Source organism: uncultured Dietzia sp. (assembly GCF_937873725.1).
GTDB lineage: Bacteria > Actinomycetota > Actinomycetes > Mycobacteriales > Mycobacteriaceae > Dietzia.
Map to the genome: position 1 here is coordinate 1 of NZ_CALMYY010000072.1, position 18275 is coordinate 18275.

Annotated in this window: 17 protein-coding genes; 8 read left to right on the plus strand and 9 right to left on the minus strand. The window is 71.3% G+C overall.

All coding sequences use genetic code 11. The annotated features are described in order from the left end of the window. From Q0444_RS07265 to Q0444_RS07275, 3 genes are all read right to left on the minus strand, one after another. On the minus strand, positions 1 to 1994 hold a 1994-nt coding region (locus tag Q0444_RS07265), incomplete at its 3' end, for a M13 family metallopeptidase (RefSeq protein ID WP_299022574.1). Between the two features lie 47 nt (positions 1995 to 2041). Continuing rightward, positions 2042 to 2743, minus strand: coding sequence for a hypothetical protein (locus Q0444_RS07270; RefSeq protein ID WP_299022576.1), 702 nt, complete (start codon positions 2741 to 2743; stop codon positions 2042 to 2044). A 52-nt stretch (positions 2744 to 2795) separates the two neighbouring features. Beyond that, positions 2796 to 3308, minus strand: coding sequence for a DUF4395 domain-containing protein (locus tag Q0444_RS07275; RefSeq protein ID WP_291084116.1), 513 nt, complete (start codon positions 3306 to 3308; stop codon positions 2796 to 2798). A 118-nt stretch (positions 3309 to 3426) separates the two neighbouring features. Between Q0444_RS07275 and Q0444_RS07280 the strand changes: the two genes are divergently transcribed. Next, a complete protein-coding gene (locus tag Q0444_RS07280) occupies positions 3427 to 4116 on the plus strand; it encodes a pentapeptide repeat-containing protein (protein WP_291084113.1) in 690 nt (229 codons plus the stop codon). Between the two features lie 23 nt (positions 4117 to 4139). Here the strand turns inward: Q0444_RS07280 and Q0444_RS07285 are convergent, their stop codons facing one another. Next, the gene (locus Q0444_RS07285; RefSeq protein ID WP_291084110.1) at positions 4140 to 4412 is read right to left on the minus strand and encodes a hypothetical protein; all 273 of its coding nucleotides are present in this window, start codon (positions 4410 to 4412) and stop codon (positions 4140 to 4142) included. Between the two features lie 346 nt (positions 4413 to 4758). On the opposite strand from Q0444_RS07285, the gene Q0444_RS07290 reads away from it, so the two are divergent. Then, on the plus strand, positions 4759 to 5721 hold the full coding sequence (locus Q0444_RS07290; RefSeq protein WP_291084107.1) for a glycoside hydrolase family 25 protein: 963 nt from the start codon (positions 4759 to 4761) through the stop codon (positions 5719 to 5721). Positions 5722 to 5730: 9 nt separating this feature from the next. On the opposite strand, the gene Q0444_RS07295 is transcribed toward Q0444_RS07290, so the two are convergent. The 5 genes from Q0444_RS07295 to trmB all read right to left on the minus strand — a co-directional run bounded on the left by Q0444_RS07295 (position 5731) and on the right by trmB (position 11423). After that, positions 5731 to 6099, minus strand: a complete 369-nt coding sequence (locus Q0444_RS07295) for a DUF3054 domain-containing protein (RefSeq protein WP_291084103.1) — start codon at positions 6097 to 6099, stop codon at positions 5731 to 5733. 4 nt (positions 6100 to 6103) lie between these two features. After that, entirely contained in the window at positions 6104 to 7414 is a 1311-nt protein-coding gene (locus tag Q0444_RS07300; RefSeq protein WP_291084100.1) for a YbhN family protein, read from the minus strand. Between the two features lie 64 nt (positions 7415 to 7478). Continuing rightward, positions 7479 to 9926: an MMPL family transporter gene (locus Q0444_RS07305; RefSeq protein WP_291084098.1), complete on the minus strand. Its 2448-nt coding sequence runs from the start codon at positions 9924 to 9926 to the stop codon at positions 7479 to 7481. A gap of 14 nt (positions 9927 to 9940) precedes the next feature. After that, on the minus strand, positions 9941 to 10549 hold the full coding sequence (locus Q0444_RS07310; protein WP_291084162.1) for an NYN domain-containing protein: 609 nt from the start codon (positions 10547 to 10549) through the stop codon (positions 9941 to 9943). A 133-nt stretch (positions 10550 to 10682) separates the two neighbouring features. Further along, positions 10683 to 11423: a tRNA (guanosine(46)-N7)-methyltransferase TrmB gene (trmB, locus tag Q0444_RS07315; protein ID WP_291084096.1), complete on the minus strand. Its 741-nt coding sequence runs from the start codon at positions 11421 to 11423 to the stop codon at positions 10683 to 10685. 100 nt (positions 11424 to 11523) lie between these two features. On the opposite strand from trmB, the gene Q0444_RS07320 reads away from it, so the two are divergent. The 6 genes from Q0444_RS07320 to Q0444_RS07345 all read left to right on the plus strand — a co-directional run bounded on the left by Q0444_RS07320 (position 11524) and on the right by Q0444_RS07345 (position 18209). After that, on the plus strand, positions 11524 to 12177 hold the full coding sequence (locus tag Q0444_RS07320) for a hypothetical protein (RefSeq protein WP_291084093.1): 654 nt from the start codon (positions 11524 to 11526) through the stop codon (positions 12175 to 12177). Then, positions 12174 to 13403: a hypothetical protein gene (locus tag Q0444_RS07325; protein WP_291084090.1), complete on the plus strand. Its 1230-nt coding sequence runs from the start codon at positions 12174 to 12176 to the stop codon at positions 13401 to 13403. The genes Q0444_RS07320 and Q0444_RS07325 overlap by 4 nt, the downstream gene beginning before the upstream one ends. After that, complete coding sequence (locus Q0444_RS07330; RefSeq protein WP_291084087.1) at positions 13400 to 13813, plus strand: DUF6802 family protein; 414 nt, start codon at positions 13400 to 13402, stop codon at positions 13811 to 13813. The genes Q0444_RS07325 and Q0444_RS07330 overlap by 4 nt, the downstream gene beginning before the upstream one ends. A gap of 112 nt (positions 13814 to 13925) precedes the next feature. Then, entirely contained in the window at positions 13926 to 15752 is a 1827-nt protein-coding gene (locus Q0444_RS07335) for a phosphoenolpyruvate carboxykinase (GTP) (RefSeq protein WP_291084084.1), read from the plus strand. Positions 15753 to 15909: 157 nt separating this feature from the next. Further along, a complete protein-coding gene (locus tag Q0444_RS07340) occupies positions 15910 to 16647 on the plus strand; it encodes a hypothetical protein (RefSeq protein ID WP_291084081.1) in 738 nt (245 codons plus the stop codon). Further along, positions 16644 to 18209 (plus strand): HAMP domain-containing sensor histidine kinase, encoded by a 1566-nt coding sequence (locus Q0444_RS07345; protein ID WP_291084078.1) that lies wholly within the window; start codon positions 16644 to 16646, stop codon positions 18207 to 18209. The genes Q0444_RS07340 and Q0444_RS07345 overlap by 4 nt, the downstream gene beginning before the upstream one ends. Positions 18210 to 18275: the final 66 nt, after the last annotated feature.

The window sequence follows — 18275 nt, forward strand, 5'->3', positions numbered from 1 at the left end:
CGCTCCTCCGGCGCGAGCCACAGGCCGTCGCCCTCGGTGACGCCGAACGCGGCGTGGAAGTCGTCGAGGTTCTTCACCACCTGGTTGCAGCGGAACTCCGGCGGCGAGTGCGGATCCACCGCGAGCCGGCGGGCGGCCTCCTCCGCCCGGGTCTTGGTCCGCCACACGATCGCCCACGAGGTGATCAGGCGCTGGATGCCCGTCATCCCGTCGATCTCCGGGCCCACGTCCGGGCCCTCGGCGGGTTTGCCGTCCGTACCCTGCGCCAGCCGGTACGCCAGGAGGGCGATGGTCAGCCCGCCGAGGTCGCCGATGTTCTCCCCCACCGTGAAGGCGCCGTTGACGTGGTCCTTCTCCGGGTCCAGTCCGTCCGGGGTCAGGCCCTGGTACTGCGCGATCAGCGCCCGGACGCGGGTGCCGAACGACTCGCGGTCCTCGTCGGTCCACCAGTCCACGAGGTTTCCCTCGCCGTCGTACTTGGAGCCCTGGTCGTCGAAGCCGTGGCCGATCTCGTGGCCGATCACAGCGCCGATCGCGCCGTAGTTGGCGGCGTCGTCGGCGTCTGCGTCGAAGAACGGCGGCTGAAGGATGGCGGCCGGGAAGACGATCTCGTTCATCACCGGGTTGTAGTACGCGTTGACCGTCTGCGGCGTCATGTGCCACTCGCCGCGGTCGACCGGGCCGCCGAGCTTGCCCAGCTCGTACGCGTGCTCGAACTCCGACGAGCGGCGCACGTTGCCCAGGAGGTCGTCGGGACGCACCTCGAGCGCCGCGTAGTCGCGCCACTTCTCCGGGTAGCCGATCTTGGGCACGAACGCTTCGAGCTTGGCCAGCGCACGCTCCTGGGTGGCGGGCGTCATCCACGGCAGGCGGCTGATCGAATGGCGGTAGGCCGCGGTGAGGTTGGCGACCAACTCGACCATCCGCGCCTTGTCGCCGGGCGGGAAGTGCCGGGCCACGTACTCCTTGCCCACCTCCTCGCCGAGCGCTCCCTCGACGGCCGCGACGCCGCGCTTCCACCGCGCCTTGATCTCCTCGGTCCCCGACAGTGCGGTGCCGAAGAAGCGGAAGTTCTCGTCCACCAGGTCGGAGGGGAGGTAGGGCGACCTCGACGACACGGTCCGCCACCGCAGCCAGTCCTTCCACGTCTCCAGCGGCTCGCCGGCCCACAGTCCGGCCACCGCGGTGAGGAAGTCCGGCTGCATCGCGACCAGCCGACCGAACGTCTGCTCACTGCCGCCGAGCTCGCGGGCCCAGTCGTGCCAGGGGAAACCCGGGGCGAGTCCCGGGAGCTCGTCCCAGGTGACGGGGTTGTAGGTCTTGTCGGCGTCGCGACGGGCCACCACGTCCCAGTGGGCGGCGGCGATGTGGGTCTCCAGCGCGACGATCCGCTCGGCGCGGCCGCGGGCGTCGTCCCCGCCACCGGCGAGCCCGGCCAACTCCAGCATTCGCGCGATGTGGTCGGTGTACTGCTCGCGGATCCCCGCGTACTGGTCCTCGCGGTAGAACGACTCGTCCGGCAGTCCGATGCCGTACTGCACCAGGTACAGGATGTACTCGGTGGAGTTCTTGGCGTCGTTGTTGACATAGGCGCCGATCAGCCCGGCCACGCCCGACTTCTCCAGCCGCGCCATGGCCAGCGCGAGCGAGTCGGGGTCGGAGGCGGCGTCGATCTCCGCCAGGTCCGGTCCGAGCGCCGCGACACCCGCGGCCTCGACGGCGGCGGTGTCCATGAAGGAGGCGTAGAAGGCGCCGATCCGCGAGTCGACGGGCGCGTCGGTGATGATGTCGCGCACCCGCTCCTCCGACAGGTCGCGGAGCGCGAGGAACGCACCGTCGATCGGTCGGTCCGCGGGGATCACATGGTCACGGATCCAGGTGCCGTTGACGTGGCTGTAGAGGTCGTCCTGCGGACGCACCTCACGGTCGACATACTGCAGGTCGAGGCCCGAGGGCCGGGGCGCGTCGGTGGTGGGGATCTCGGTCGCTGTCATGCGACCAGGTTACGGCCCCGCCCGCCTTCCCGCCCGCCCCGACGCGGTCAGGAGAAACCGTGCTCGGCGTTGTACTTCTGGGCCCCCTGGTAGGCGTCGATCATCCCCCAGACCCAGAAGCCGAACATGATCGGGATCCCGATGAGGACCACGGAGAGCACGGCGCCGATGATGTAGCCGACCAGGATCCCGACGCCCTTGCCCGTCTCACCGTTGAGGATCGTGCCCAGGCCCGCGATGAAGATGGACGCCACCAGCATGAGCGCGGGATCCTTGCGGACACCCTGGCCGTAGGGCTGCACCTGACCCTGGTCCGGATACCCGCCGTAGAACGGCTGGGCTCCGTACTGCTGCTGGCCGCCGTACTGCTGCTGCTGCTGGCCACCGTAGAACGGCTGGGCTCCGTACTGCTGCTGGTCGCCGTAGAACTGCTGGTTCCCGAACTGCTGGCCGCCGTAATACTGCTGATCGCCGTACTGCGGGGTTCCCGATTGCGGTGTTCCGTACTCCGGCGTCCCGAACTGCTGGCCGCCGTACTGCTGCGATGCGTCCGACGCCGGGCTCCACGACGATTCGTGTGCCGAACCGGCTGGGGGCGTGTCGGTCCCGCCCAGGGACCGCTCGTCGTATCCGCCGGACACCGTGGGCTGCTCGCCGTACGGTTCGGTGTAGGAGTCGCCGTTGGCATCGGGATTCTCCGGGGCATTCTCCGGGACATTCTCGGGGGAATTCTCGGGCGGTGTCGTCATGCGCCAACGGTAGCCCACCACCACGACACCCGAGGTCGCGGAAAGGACTCGATCAGCTGCGTGCGGTCATCCCGGGCCGCGCCCAGATGTCCGCGCACTCGACGCACGAGTCATCCGACACGACACCGACCCGCTGGAGATGCGCGTACAACCAGCACCCGAGGCAGAACCCGAGCGCCGCCTCGGCGAGGGCCGCCGCCACCAGCACACCCAGGACGACGGCACCCGCGGTGGATAACCCCGCAAGGAACAGCCCGAGGGCGACCGAGGACATGACGAGCCCGATCGTCTGCGCGAACCGTTTGGGTGCGCCCGCGACCAGCTTCGGGGTGGAGCTGACCCGCGGCGCGATCACGTGCACCGAGAGTCGGCCGAACGGTGAGTACCGGGGACCCCCGGCGACCCGCAGCGCGAATCCCACAACGAGAGCCGCCGCGAGCCATACCTGCACCGGAGGCGGGGCGAGGATCGTCGCCACGGCGAGCGTCACGACGAGCCCGGCGGTGCATCGCGCCGCGTAGTCGTTCACGACCTCCGGAAAAGCGAACACCTCGCGCAGGCTCATCTGGCAACTCCCTCGACATCACATACAGACAGGTCGGTCTACTTCCCCGTCGAGAGTACGCCTCCTCCCGCGGAAAGCACATCCGCCGCCGGGAGGTCCCCCGCCTAGGCTGGCGGCCGTGCCTCCCCCACTGCGCCGTCGATCCGGCTCCCCGCGCCCGCCCGCCGCCCCGACCATGCCGCGGCGGGAACAGCTCGCGCCACCCCTCACCGACCTCCACGCCGACGCGCTCTGGGACGGAGTCCTGGCCACCGCCGAGCACGCCCCCTCACCGGACGAGGGCGCGGCGCGCATCGGCGGTGCGGAGATCCGCGACTCCGTCCTGGAGGGCATCCGCCTGAGTAGCGCCCGGGCCGATTCGCTCCGCCTGACCGACGTGGTGGTCCGCGACTGTGACCTCTCGGGGATGGTCGCCGACGGGGCCTCGTTCACCCGGGTGAGGTTCGTCGGATGCCGGCTCACCGGAATCGTGCTGTCGGACGCGCGACTGACCGACGTGAGCTTCGAGGACTGCCACGCAGACATGGTCAACCTACGGATGGCCCGACTGCAGCGGGTGCTCCTGTCTGCCACCCGCTGCAGGCAGGCCGACCTCCTCGAGGCCCGGGTCGCGGACCTGTCGACGGACGGCGCGGACCTTCGGGGGGCGTCCTTCGAGCGGGCCACCTTCGCCGCCTCGGACCTGAGGGGCGCCGTGCTCGAGGACGTCCGCGGAGCCTCGGCCCTACGCGGGGCGATCATCTCGCCGGAGCAGGTCCTGGCGGTCGGGCTGGCACTGATCGGCGAGGCGGGGATCCGGGTGGAGTGACGGGTTCGGCGGACGACCCCCGGTCAGGCGAGGTGCGAGGCGGCTTCGCGCCACTGGTTGACGGCGCGGTTGATCACCGCCTGCAACTGGAGGACCTGATCGCGATCCGTGAGGGAGATGCCGTCCACCCCGGTCTTGAGGAAGAGTTCCGGCATTCCGCGGCCTGCGCCGTGCTCGTCCAGCACCACGGTCTCGGCGACCACCACCTCGAGGACAAGGTCATCCCCCGGGCCGTCGACTTCGGCCACGAGATCGTGTCGGTATCGAGGGGTGGAGAGGTCGATCGCATCGGTCATGAGGGCGCTCCCGAGTGGAACTGAGGGTTGGCCCCAATAGTAGGTGCCGAATTTCGGCGATCGCACGCGAGGGGCGGAGTGTTACGGGTTGTGATATTTTCGTGACCCGGATCATCCCATTCCGGCGACGTCGCCATCCCGCCCGTGAGATCACTTGCCCACCAGGCGAGGTCGCCGCGCACACTCCTAAGGGAATCCTCATCTGCCCGTCGCGAACGACCGGGCGGCTTCCCGGGAAGCCGGACGCCGGACGGTGACCGTTCACGCATTGTGGCACCGGATGCCACCTGGCCCGATGTTGCGCGAGTTGCTTGTGTGACTAGCGATACTGCCCGATACTCGCCCTATGCCCTCTGCCGAACCGCCAGTTCGCCGCGCCCCCATCCCGCGCCTTCTCGTGGCCCTCGCCTCCGCGGCGACCCTGTCCATCGGCCTCCTCGTCGTCGTCCTCTCCCCCCGGGCCGACGCGGTGGTCCCGCCCTCGGCCGCCTTCGACGGCTTGGCGCGGGGACTCGATTCCTCCAGCTGGCAGCACCCGCACGGCGCCCCGGTCGACTGGCACGCGGCCGCCGCCTCCGGCCAGACCTACGCGTTCATCAAGGCCACCGAGGGCAGCGGTCCGGCCAACAGGCACTACGAGGCGGACGTCCACGCGGCCCGGGCGGCCGGCATGACAGTCGGCAGCTACCACATGGCGCGGCCCGCGATGGATCCCGTGATGCAGGCGCACGCGTTCGCCGCGCGGCTGCAGTCGGTCGGCGGGGATCAGCTCCCGCCGGTGCTCGACCTCGAGACGGACGAGGGCAGGAACCCCGGGGAACTGATGGAGTGGACGCGCGTCTTCCTCGACACGCTCACGCATCTCACCGGCCGGACACCGATCGTCTACACCTACCGGTACTTCTGGATCGACCGGATGGCCAACACCACGCAGTTCGCCGAGTACCCGCTGTGGCTGGCCGAGTACGGAGTGCCCGAGCCGACGCTGCCCGTGATCGGCGGCTGGGACCGGTGGCTGTTCTGGCAGAAATCGGAGACGGGCGAGGTCCCCGGCTTCGCGGGCCCCGTCGACCTCAACATCTTCGCCGGCTCGCGCGAGGACCTCGGTGCCTGGACCGGTCCCGTCAGCCCCGCGCCCCCTCCCGCCCCGGTACCCGAGGCGCTGCCGGCCCCAGACGCGCTACCGGCCCCAGGCGCGCTGCCGGAACCCGCTCCCGCCCCGGCCCCCGCCCCGGAGGGCGTGCACCCGCCGGAGAACATCCCCGTACCGGGGGAGCCGATCGACCGGCTCCCGCCCGAGGTCCGCTAGACCACGCGGTCAACCCCGGCCCGCACGGGACCGGACCACGGCGGCGCGCACCGCCCGCCACCCCACCAGGAACACGGCGGTGGCGACTCCGGCCACCATGATGAAGCTCCAGTGCGGCACGCGTCCGTCGCCGAGGCCGCGGATGGCCATCCCGCCGACGAGGGTCGTCACCCACAGCAGGACACCCGACCGGACCGTGGCGGGATCCCGCCGCGTGGCCAGCACCACCACCCACCCCGCGGCGAGTCCGATGAGGAACGGCCACGCCGCCCCCCACACCTGCGCCGCGCCGAGCCCCTCGGAGTGGGCGCCGCGGCCGAAGGTCGCGAACACCCCCACCAGCACGACGTCCAGCGCGAAGATCAACGGCAGTGCCACCGCCTCACCCTTCCTTCTTCTCGTTCGACTCGCCCCGACCCGACGTGGTGGACGACTCCCCACCCTCGCCGACCAGCCGATCGTCCCCGCGGACGGGCAGAAGGGGGATCGGTCCGGAGAAGTGCGGGACGGTCGCCCGCCACGGCGTACCCCTCAGCGGCCAGATCTCCGCGAGGTCGGCCGGCGGCACGGCCGCCGACGTCGTCGGCGGGGAGTACTCATCGGACGACGACGACGAGGTGGACTCCTCCGTCGGGCCGCCCTCACCGGGCGCCGCATCGGGATCGACGTCCGCGACCCCGCGGTAGAAGAGGAAGAAGATCACCCACCCGACGAGGGCGATCAGCACGAAGCTGACGATGCGGTAGACGAACACGGTCGCGAACGCCTGATGCGCGCCGAGCCCCCCCGCGGTGAGGGCGGTGATGAGGGCGAACTCGACGGTCCCGAGCCCGCCCGGGGTGATCGGCGCGGTGGCCACGATCTTGCCGGTGACGTACGCGATACACAGCCCGCCGATGCTGTGCTCTGCACCGACCGCATTCGCCGCGGCCCACAGGCATCCCACGTCGGCCACCCAGTTGAGCAGCGAGAACGCGAACGCCGTGGACAGCTGGGTCTTGGTCATGTCGACCGCCTCCGCCTGTTCCACGACCTTGCGCACCCCGGACGCGCCGTGGTCGGAGGGCTTGCGCCGGCGGGCGTTGATCCAGGCCAGCAGCGTGAGCAGCGCGCCCTCGATCCTGTCCGGATGCCGGGCGGCCCACTGCACCACCACGACGATCGACACGAGCCCGAACGCCGACAGCACGAGCAGGAACGGGTTGGAGACCGATCCGACCAGGAAGAAGCCGAGCAGCGCCAACAACACGATGCCGACGGTCGACAGCACGCCGGAGATCACGAGCTGCCACGACGCCACCACCCGGCTGGCGCCCCACTGCCGGGTCTTGCGATACGTCAGGGTGGTGCCGAACACCTGCCCCCCGGGTATGCAGGTGGAGAAGGCGTTGGCGGCAAAGACCAGACCGACGCTGGCCCAGTAGCTCACCCTCACCCCGGCCGACTCCAGGAGGACCTTCTGCACCGAGCCGTAACTCGACATCGACAGGTACGAGAAGACGAGCGCCAGGGCGATCCAGCCCCAGTGCGGGCGGGCGACGGCCTCGAACCCCTCGGCGAAGAACGGCATCTGGCCGCGGAGCCAGTAGAGGATGAAGAACAGGACGGTCAACGTGGCGATCGCCTTGAACCACGGGTTGCCCAGGATCAACCGCATGCGGCGCCGCACGTCGGCACCCCGCGTCCCCGTCATCCCGTCACCATAACCAGTGCACCCGCCCCGGCCCAGGCTCCCACTCCGGAGTCCGGGCCGGGCGTCACTCGCCGCGCTCCTGCTCCCGCGCCTGCCGGAGCCGGGCGATCAGCTCCGCCGCCGGGATCTTCTCCCCGGAGACACGCTCGCGCGGAACCGGTTCGGGCTCCGGTTCAGCCTCGGGCTCGGGCTCGGGCTCAGCCTCGGGCTCCGGTTCAGCCTCGGGCTCGGGCTCGGGCTCCCGTTCGAGCACCCGGACCGGCGACACGGACCGCTCCGGCGCCGCGCCGGGGGCTTCCTCCTCGGCGGGGGACGCGGGGTCGACCTGTCCGGGATCCGCGGGGCCGCCGACACGGAGTTCGGGCTCGTCGCCGAGCTCGGCCTCACCCAGTCCGATCCGCTCCTGGATCCGCTTCATCCACCCGGGCGCCCACCAGCAGTCGGGTCCGAGCAGCTGCATGACCGCCGGCACGAGAAGCATGCGGATCACGGTCGCGTCGATGATCAGCGCCGCGATCATGCCGAACGCGATGTACTTCATCATGACGATCTCGGAGAACGCGAACGCCCCCGTCACCACGATGAGGATGAGCGCGGCCGAGGTGATGATCCCGCCCGTGGTGGCGACGCCGCTGCGGATGGCGTCGGCGGTCCGCGCACCGCGGGCGCGGGCCTCGACCATCCTGGAGATCAGGAACACCTCGTAGTCGGTGGACAGCCCGTAGATGATCGCCATGAGCAACACCACCACGGGCGAGGTGAGCGGCCCCGGGGTGAAGCCGAGCAGGTCCGCGCCGTGGCCGTCGACGAAGATCCACGTGAGGATCCCCAGCGTCGCGCCCAGGCCCAGCATGTTCATGATGGCGGCCTTGATCGGCAGGACGAGTGAACCGAACGCCAGGAACATGAGGATCGTGGTGGCGATCAACACGTAGAGCACGAACCACGGCAGGCCGCCGACGAGCGCGTCCACCGAGTCCGATTCCATGGCCGGGTTGCCGCCCACGTACACCTCGGTGCCGGCCGGGATCGGGAACTTCTGCAGGTACTCGACCGTGTCGGCCGGGGCGTTGCGGTCGAGCAGGCCGGACTGGAGCACCACCACGTCGCGCCCCTGCTCGTCCTGCTGGCCGGATCGGGCGAACTGGAACGGGCCGGTGAGTCCGGGCGCGTTGTTGGCCTCGGCCCGGATCTGCGAGAGGGAGGTGCCGTCCGAGCCGATCACCACCAGCTTGACCGGGTCCGTCCGGGTGCCAGGGAAGTTCTGGTCGTACTGCTCCTGCGCGACCCGGGTGGTGTCGTCCGGGGGCAGGTAGGTCTCGTTGATGCCGCCGAACTTCACCCCGGAGAACGGGATGATGAGCGCCACCAGGACCACCACGATGGGGACCGCGACGGCGACCGGATGCTTCATGGAGAAGTCCGCCACCCGGCCGAACAGGCCGTTCTCGACCTCCTCGCGGGTGCGATGACGCTGCAGGCGCGAGATCCCGAGCATGTCCACGCGGTGGCCCAGCAGGACCAACACCGCCGGGAGCAGCGTGACCGACAGCAGGGCGGCCAGGATGACGGCGGCGATCGCGCCGTAGGCGACCGACTTGAGGAAGGCCTGCGGGAAGACCAGCAGACCGGAGAGCGTCACGCCCACCATCACCGCCGAGAACACGACGGTGCGGCCGGCGGTGGCCACGGTCCGGCGGACGGCGGCCTCCGGTGGGTACCCCTCCGCCATCTCCTCCCGGAACCGGCTCACCACGAACAGCCCGTAGTCGATCGCCAGCCCCAGCCCGATCAGGGTGACGACGTTCTGGGAGAACGAGTTGACGGGGGTGAGCAGCGACAGCAGGTGCAGCGCGCCGAGCGACCCGAGGATCGTGAGGATGCCCACGGCCACCGGCAGGGACGCGGCCACGACTCCGCCGAACACCACGATGAGCAGGATGAACACCAGCGGCAGCGCGATGAGTTCGGCACGCACGAGGTCGGCGTCCATCCCGTCCTGCAGGGCACCCGCGACCGGCTGCAGGCCGGCGATGTCGGTCTGGATGCCCGCGACGGGGATACGGTCCTCGACCTCCCGGAAGTTCTCGAGGATCTCCTCGTCCTCACCGGCGATCTGGATGGAGGCCACCGCGATGCCGACGTCCCTGTTGACCAGGGCCGGAGACTGGTTGAACACGAAGCTGGTCACCCCGGTGACCTGGTCGGGGAACTCGCCGCGGAGCGTCTCGAGGGAGGCCCGGATCGGGTCCTGGAAGGCCGGGTCGTCGACCGTGGTGCCGGCGGGCGCGTGGTAGGTCACCACGACGTCTCCCAGCGCGTCCCGGCCGTACGCCTCCTGCTCGAGCCGCTCGGCGGTCGCCCACCCGCTCTTCGGGTCCTCGAAGCCGCCCTGTCCGAACGGCTTGCCCAACATGCTCCCGGCGACGCTGAGCGTCGCCATGACCAGGACCAGGAACACCAGGACCAGGACGCGGCGGTGGGCGACGAACCGCCCGAGTGAGTTGAACACGGGTGCGTGCGCTCCTAACGCGAGTTGAGCAGGGCCGAGAGCGGGCGGAGCGGCTGCAGCCAGGCACCCTCGACGGGCAGGTTGTCGAGGCTGACCCGGGGCAGGGGCTCCCGGAACACCCCGGGGATGTCCTCCAGGTCGAGGAACGAGATCGTGTCGTGCTGGACCGCCCAGGTGGCGTGCTCACGGAAACCGATGACGGTGACCGGGATCTCGTCGGCCAGTTCCTCCAGCGGTTCGCGGAACGCCTGGCCGTCAGCCGAGGCCACCACGACGCCGGCGAGTCGCCCGGACTCCGCCCGGAGGTCGATGTGCGCGAGCATGTCGTCGTCGACATCGGAATCCGCGCTGCTCTTGGGCTTGGCAAACACGGCGAAGCCGACGTTGCGCAGGGTCTCGACCCACGGGCGGACGTTGTCGGAGGTGCCCGGGACGATGTTCGTGAAGACCGTCGCCTCGGCCTCGAGGGTGTCGTCGGTCCGCAGCGAGAGGTCGGCGGTGTGGTCGAGCAGCCACCGACCCAGCGCGTCGAAGCGGGGGCGGTAGACGGCCGTCGGGCGGCCGCCGAGGATCGATCCGAGTCCCATGTCGACGTTCGGTGCGTCCCAGACGAGCAGTACCATGCCCGGGGCGTCCGGGGTGTCCTCGTCCGACGTCACGTGCGCGCCCGGTCCGTCAGCTGGGGTCATCTTCTGCCGCCTCGCTCTTCGCCCGCTGGGCTCTTCGTCCACAGGGCTCTTCGGTCTATAAGGATGGTCAGTCTCTACGTCGCCAGAGGAACTCGTTGATCACGCGCTCCTCCTCCAGACCCTTGCCCTCGAACTTGGTCACGGGTCGCTCCAGGGTGAACGGTACGTGTCCGGCGTCGGTCAGTGGGTCGAGCCGCTCGAGCGCGGGTTCGGCGTCGCCCGTCGGGCCGATCCACTCCGCGTAGTCCGCGTGATCGGTGGCCACGTGCAGGACGCCGCCGGGCCGGAGCCTGGAGGCGATGAGTTGGAAGGTGCCCGATTGGAGCAGCCGCCGCTTGTGGTGCCGCGCCTTGGGCCACGGGTCCGGGAAGAACACGCGGACCCCGGTCAGGCTCGCGGGGGCGATCATGTTGGTGAGGACGTCGACGCCGTCGCCGCGGATCATCCGGACGTTGCCCAGCCCCTCGCGCACGATCATGCCCAGCAACTGGGCCAGACCCGGCTGGTAGACCTCCACCGCGATCACGTCGATGTCCGGTTCCGCCGCGGCCATCGCCGCGGTGGACGTCCCGGTCCCGGACCCGATCTCCACGATCAGCGGCGCGGTCCGGCCGAACAGCGCCTGCTGGTCGACCACCTCGTCCGTGACGTTGCGGCCGTACGTCGGCCAGTGCTCTTCCCAGTTGCGCTGCTGCCCCGGACGCATCGTTCCCCGACGGAACCGGTAGGCCGTGACCCGCGGGAACAGACGTGCGTCGTGGTCAGGGGTCTCTCCGGCGGTGGTCCCGGGATCTTCACTCTGGTTCACCCGCCCATCATCCCGCAGTCCTCGGCCCTGCTCCGAATCCGAGGCGATGCCGACAGGGGAAGGTCTTGCCGCGGAGGTCCCGTCAGGCCACGATGACCCCGTGCCGACAGTGACCCGCGACACCCCCCTCCGCCGCGCGGCCGCGCCGGGCCCGGGTGCCGATCCCGCCGCGCGGGTCCGGCGGATCATCGGCTCCGCGCACGAGCACGCCGCCGGGGACCTCGAGTCCCGGGACGGGCGGGTCCTCGACCGGGCGCTCGCCCGGTTCGACGCGCCGGTCGATCTCCGCATCAGGGGCGGGCTCGGGTCGGGTCGACGCACCCTGGCCGCGGCGCTCCAGACCAGGCGCGGGTGGCACCCGGCGGTCGACGACCTCGATGTTGTGGCCGCGCCCGGCCGACCGGCCGGGTGTCCACCCGACGTCGAGATCGTCTGCCTGCGCACGGCGCCCTGTCGGCACGAGGAGGCGTGGATTCGTCGCCCGCGCGCCCATCCCCTCCTGGTGGTGGCGACGGGGGTCGACGACGAGGACCGGCCGCGCTGGGCCGGTGGCCTGCCCGGGGTGGACGCCCGCCACCCGTCCGACGGGTCACTCGATCCCGTGATCGCCTTCCTCGACCGCGCGCTCGACGGGCTCGGCGCCGTCCGCGCCGGCCGGCTGGAGGCGGAGTTGCACCGACTCTCGGTCCACGACGAGGTCGGGGATCTGGCGGAGGTCGCGCTGTGTGCACTCGGTGCGTCGGGACGCCCATGACCGCCACCCGCACAGGCCTCACGCTCGCCGTCCTCGGGCCGCGGGACTCCGCGGTCCCCGCCGTGGCCGAGGCGCTCTCCGCGGCCGCGCGGGCCGAGGCCACCGATCGCGGACCCCGGTTCCGCGTTCTCGTGGACGCCGGGCCCGACGACCGCCCGGACGCCGCGGTCCTCGTCGTCGACGCCGTCTGTCCCATCAGGCCCGACGACCTCGAGGTCGCGCGCGGCGTGGCCGCCCGCATCCCGCTCGCGGTGGCGCTGGCCGGGCGGGCGGCGTCGTGCAGCCCGGAGGCACTCGCCGAGACCCTCGACGTGACCACCCGGCGACTGGCCGATGCGGGGGTGTCGGGGCCGGTCCGGCTGCTCGACGGTGACCCCGGTGCGGCATCCGACCTGCTCACGGTCCTGGACGGCACCGCGGGCCTCGGGGGTCGTCCCGGGCGCGCGCACCCGGCACCCGCCGCCGACCGGGCACCCGACCCCGCGACCGCCACCGTCGACTGGCTGCTCGCGCGGCGGACGGAGGCCATCACCTCCCGCTCGCAGGCACTCCGCCAGGACGTGCAGGCCTTACGCATGGAGGTGGTGCAGGATCTGCACCGTTCGGTGCGGGATCTCGGCTCGAGGGCGCGCGAGGAGTTGGCGGCGGCGCCCCGCTCCAGGGTCGACGGGATCGTCCGTGACCTGGCCGCGGACGCGGACGCCGCCGTCACCGGGACCGTCTCCCGCGCCGACCGTCGCGCCGAGTCGCTGGTGGCCCGTCACCTGGGCGCGGCCGCGCCCGCCGCGCCGCCCATCCCGGCGCCCACCGGCGGGATCATCCCGGGCCGCCCGCCGCGGAACCTCGGCGAGGAGGCCCTCGTCCTGGTGATGGGCGCGGCCGGCGGAACCGGGGTGGGGCGCATGCTCCTGTCCCCGCTCGCCGAGGTCCCCGGGGTGGCCGCCGTCGTGATCCCGTTCGCGCTGCTCTGCGGCCTGGCCCTGGGGTGGACCACCGTCTCGGTCCGCCGCACGCAGACGCTGCGGACGCACACGGTCGCCGTGGTGACCGAGCGGCTCGGTGCACTGCGCGCCGAGGTCGAACAGTCCCTCGGTGCCCGGATCCTGGCGGCGGAGTCCACCATCACCGACGGATTCGTCCACGATCCGGGCCCCCGGGTCGGCGATCTGGAACGTCGGATCCGCCGGAACCGTCAGTCGAGACCCACCGGGAGCCCCTCCTCATGACCGACCCCTTCTTCGGCGCCGACCCCTCGGACCACGCGGCGGCGCCGGACGTCTGCGGACTCGACGACGCCCCTCTGGCCGAGCCCTCCTCCCTGGGCCTCCACGTGCCGGTCGGCGAGGACGTGCTCGACCTCGGCGCGCCGGAGGCGGACCTCGACGGTGACGGATTCATGGAGGCCGTCACCCGGGGGGACGTCAGGGGGCTGACCGTCTATACGGATGTCGACGGCGACGGGACCGTGGACCACGTCTCGACGGTCCGCTTCGACGGCAGCTACGACTCGTGGCGCCTCGCCAACCCGGCGGAGGGAGTCCCCTTCGGCGGCTTCACGAACGAGCCCGGTCCCGGGTCCCCGGACTCGGTGCCGACGCCGGCCCGGTGGGAACGCATCGACCACGGACACATCTGAAACCTGAGGGCCCGCTCACGTCGGGGCCTCGAATGGGGGCGTGAACGCGGCGCACCCACCGGGTTGACGATAGTGTGTGAGGGACACCATGCACCACGCGCGAGGAGCTGTGATGACCACCACCACCATTCCCGGCCTCGAGGGTCAGGCGCCAACCGATCACGCGGAGATGCTCGCGTGGATCGCGGAGGTCGCCGAACTCACCCAGCCGGACCGGGTCGTCTTTGCGGACGGCTCCGCCGCGGAGTGGGACCGTCTCACGGCCGAGATGGTGGCCTCCGGGACCTTCGTCAAGCTCGACGAGGCGAAGAAGCCCAACTCGTTCCTGGCCCAGTCCGATCCGAAGGACGTGGCCCGGGTCGAGTCCCGGACGTTCATCTGCTCGGCGAACGAGGAGGACGCCGGCCCCACCAACAACTGGCGGGACCCCGACGTCATGCGCGGCGAGATGACCGATCTGTTCCGCGGCAGCATGCGCGGCCGCACGATGTACGTGGTCCCGTACTGCATGGGCCCGCTCGACGCCGAGGACCCCAAGCTCGGGATCGAGCTCACCGACTCCGCCTACGTCGTGACCTCCATGAAGATCATGACCCGGATGGGGGCCGCCGCGCTCGAGAAGATCGGCGGCGCGGGCGAGTACGTCAAGGGCCTCCACTCGGTGGGTGCCCCGCTGGCCGAGGGCCAGAAGGACGTCCCGTGGCCGTGCAACGAGGACAAGTACATCACCCACTTCCCCGAGACCCGGGAGATCTGGTCCTACGGTTCCGGGTACGGCGGCAATGCCCTCCTGGGCAAGAAGTGCTTCGCTCTCCGCATCGCCTCCGCCATGGCACGTGACGAGGGCTGGATGGCCGAGCACATGCTCATCCTCAAGCTCATCTCGCCGGCGGGCGAGGAGCACTTCATCGCCGCCGCCTTCCCGTCTGCCTGCGGAAAGACCAACCTCGCGATGCTGCAGCCCACCATCGAGGGGTGGCGCGCGGAGGTCATCGGCGACGACATCGCGTGGATGCGATTCGGTGCGGACGGCCGCCTCTACGCGGTCAACCCCGAGTTCGGCTTCTTCGGCGTCGCCCCGGGCACCAACTACTCGTCCAACCCCAACGCCATGAAGACGCTGGAGCCGGGCAACGCCATCTACACCAACGTGGCGCTGACCGACGACGGCGACGTGTGGTGGGAGGGACTCGAGGGCACGCCGGATCACCTCATCGACTGGCTCGGAAACGACTGGACCCCGGCCGGCGACGGCGGGGCCGGCAACGCCGCGCACCCCAACTCGCGGTACTGCGTGCCGATCGACCAGTGCCCGGTCACCGCCCCCGAGTTCAACTCGCCGGAGGGTGTGCCGATCTCGGCGATCCTGTTCGGCGGCCGCCGGGCGGACACCGTCCCGCTGGTGAGCGAGGCCTACTCCTGGAACCACGGCGTCTACATCGGCGCCACCCTCTCCTCCGGCCAGACCGCCGCCGCCGAGGGCAAGGTCGGGGCGGTCCGCCGCGACCCGATGGCCATGCTGCCGTTCATCGGCTACAACGTCGGCGACTACTTCCAGCACTGGGTGGACATGGGCGCCCGTGGCGGCGACTCGATGCCCAAGATCTTCCTGGTGAACTGGTTCCGCAAGGGCGCCGACGGACGCTTCCTGTGGCCGGGCTTCGGCGACAACAGCCGGGTCCTCAAGTGGATCGTGGACCGCATCGAGGGCCGCGTCGAGGGCGACGAGACGGCTGCCGGGCTGACCGCGCGCGCCGCCGACATCGACATGACCGGCCTCGACACCGCGCTCCAGGACGTCGAAGCCGCCCTCGCCGTGGATCCCGAGGAGTGGCGTCGCGAACTCCCGCTCATCGCCGACTGGCTCGAGTTCTGCGGCCCCAAGGTGCCGGCCGAGGTCCACGAGCAGTTCGCCGCGCTCAAGGAGCGCCTGGGCTGACTCCGTTCGGCTCCGCGGGATCCCGCAGACGGGCCGCGCCCCCCTGGGCGCGGCCCGTCTGCCACCACCGCGGGAGGGACGCTCTTCACTACGTCGTCGATTGATGCGACAGTGGGTGGGGACATCCGCGCGTCATCGACTAATGGGGAGAACGGGTATGAGGCTCACCACCCTCGGGATCATGACCCTCCCCGTGGTGGTCGGCGGCCTGGCCATCGCCGCCGCGGTGGTCGTGAACAGCCCCCCGGAGTCCCCCGCCCCCTCCCCGGGCGGCACCGTCGACGGGCCCACGAGAACCGGACCGGACGGCGACGGGGGCGACGGCGGCACCGAGATCGAGGGCACGCGGCCGCACCTGACGGTCCGCGACGGCGCCTCCACGGTCTATCTCCCCGGGTCGATTTCCGGGTTCCTCTCCCTCCTGCCGCCTCCGACGCCGGAACTCCCGCCTCTCACGCCCCTGGCGGACGTGCCCCGGCAGACCGGGGAGCCCGGCCGGAGGTCGGGCGACTTCCCGCCCGTCGACGCCCCGCTCTCCGGGATCCCCGCACCCGGTCTCCCCCCGTCGACCCCTTCCGATGAGCCCGACGTGGCACCCCTGCCCGACGAGACGGCCACACCGGGGCCCACCGCGCCCTCCGCACCCACCGCCATGGTCAAGCTGTTCCCCTCCCGGCCGCCCACGGCCGAGCATCCCGAGTCCACACAACCGGAGTCGGACACCGCGTCGCCGATGCGCGTCGACGCGGACCGCTCCGGGGGTGACGCACCGCCGCCCCACGCGGCGGACAGGGGCCGTCCCGACCACGCGGACACCACCGGACCCCCGCCGCACGCCTCCGCCCGAACGCACGATCAGGGCCGCGGTTCGGACGACCGACCACCACCGAGGTGAGCACGCGGCACAGAAGGGCGCGCTCGATCCGCTGGTGGTACTCGGCGCGCCTGCGCATCACCCTGGGCATCACGCTCATCTCCGCCGCGGTGTTCGCGACGATGGTGCTCTTCACCCTGCAGTTGCTCGACCTCACCCACCAGCGCACGATCGACCTCCAGCTCAACCGGGAGGCGGCCGACTTCTCCTCGTTCATGACCGCAGGGATCCTGCCGTCCTTCGAGTCCGAGGACCCGACCGCCGAGCAGCTGATCCGCGCCTATCTGGCCCAGCAGTACCCCTCGGCCGAGCTGTTGCTGGTCGGCACCGCGGAGGAGTCCGGCACGCAGTTCACCCTCTCGCGGTACGGGCCGGAGGACGATGCGCTGTTCCCACCCGACACCCGCGCACGGATCCAGCGGATCGGGCTCGTCCCGGAGAAGGACTCCGGGGTGCTCGACAACACGGTCCGCTGGCGCAAGGCCACCGTCTCCAGCCCCGCGGGTCCCTCCAACATCGTGGTGGCGATCAGCGATGCCGGCACCGACGAGGAGTCGTCACGGGTCGCCGATCTCCTCCTCATCACCGGTGCGGGCGGCATCGTCCTCAGCTCGCTCCTCGCGTGGTTGGTCGCCGGACGGATGCTCGTGCCCGTCCGACGGATCCGTGAGGCCGCGGACACCATCTCGGCAGCCGACCTGTCACGCCGCGTCCCGGCGGACGGGCCGGACGAGATCGTCTCGCTCGCCGACACGGTCAACGCGATGCTCGAGCGCGTGGAGGACGCCTATCGGACGCAGCGGGAGTTCCTCGACGACGCGGGCCACGAGCTCCGCACGCCCCTCACCGTGGTCCAGGGCAATCTGGACCTCCTGCCCGAGGACCCGGTCGAGCGCGCCGAGATCACCCGCATCATCCAGGACGAACTGTCCCGGATGACCCGGATCGTCGAGGACCTGCTCACCCTGGCCCGCGCCGACCGCCCCGATTTCCTCCGCACGACCCCGACCGATGTCTCCGACCTGGTCCTGGACGTCGAGGCGAAGATCGACGTGATCGCCGACCGCGACTGGGCGGTCCTGCCGTACGCCGAGGGCGTGGCCCAGTTGGACCAGCACCGGATCACCCAGGCTCTGATCCAGTTCTGCTCCAACGCCGTCCGGTTCACCGGGGAGGGCGATCGGATCGAGATCGGGTGCCGGGAGATCGCCCCCGGCGAGCCCACCGTCCCCGACTCTGCGGCCACCACCCCCCTGCCCCCCGGCCCCAGGGGGGAGACGTACCGCCGTCGACTGCTCTGGTGGGTCCGCGATCACGGAGCGGGGATACCGGAAGGCGAGGAGGAGAGCATCTTCGAGCGCTTCCACACCGCGCGAGGGCAGCTCCGTGACGGGCGCGGGGGGACCGGCCTCGGGTTGGCGATCGTCTCCACCATCGCCCGGGCGCACGGGGGTCGCGCGTTCGCGTTCAACGCCGAGGGCGGCGGGGCCGCGTTCTGCATCGTCGTCCCCTTCGTCCCCGCGGCCAGCGACACGGAGCGGGGCCGGGGCCGGGTGTCCCCCTCGGCCGAGCCGGGGCCGTGAGGCCGGCCACGATCGGACGGACCGGGAGACACGGGACGACGTCACCGTCCCCGCCGGCCTTCCGCG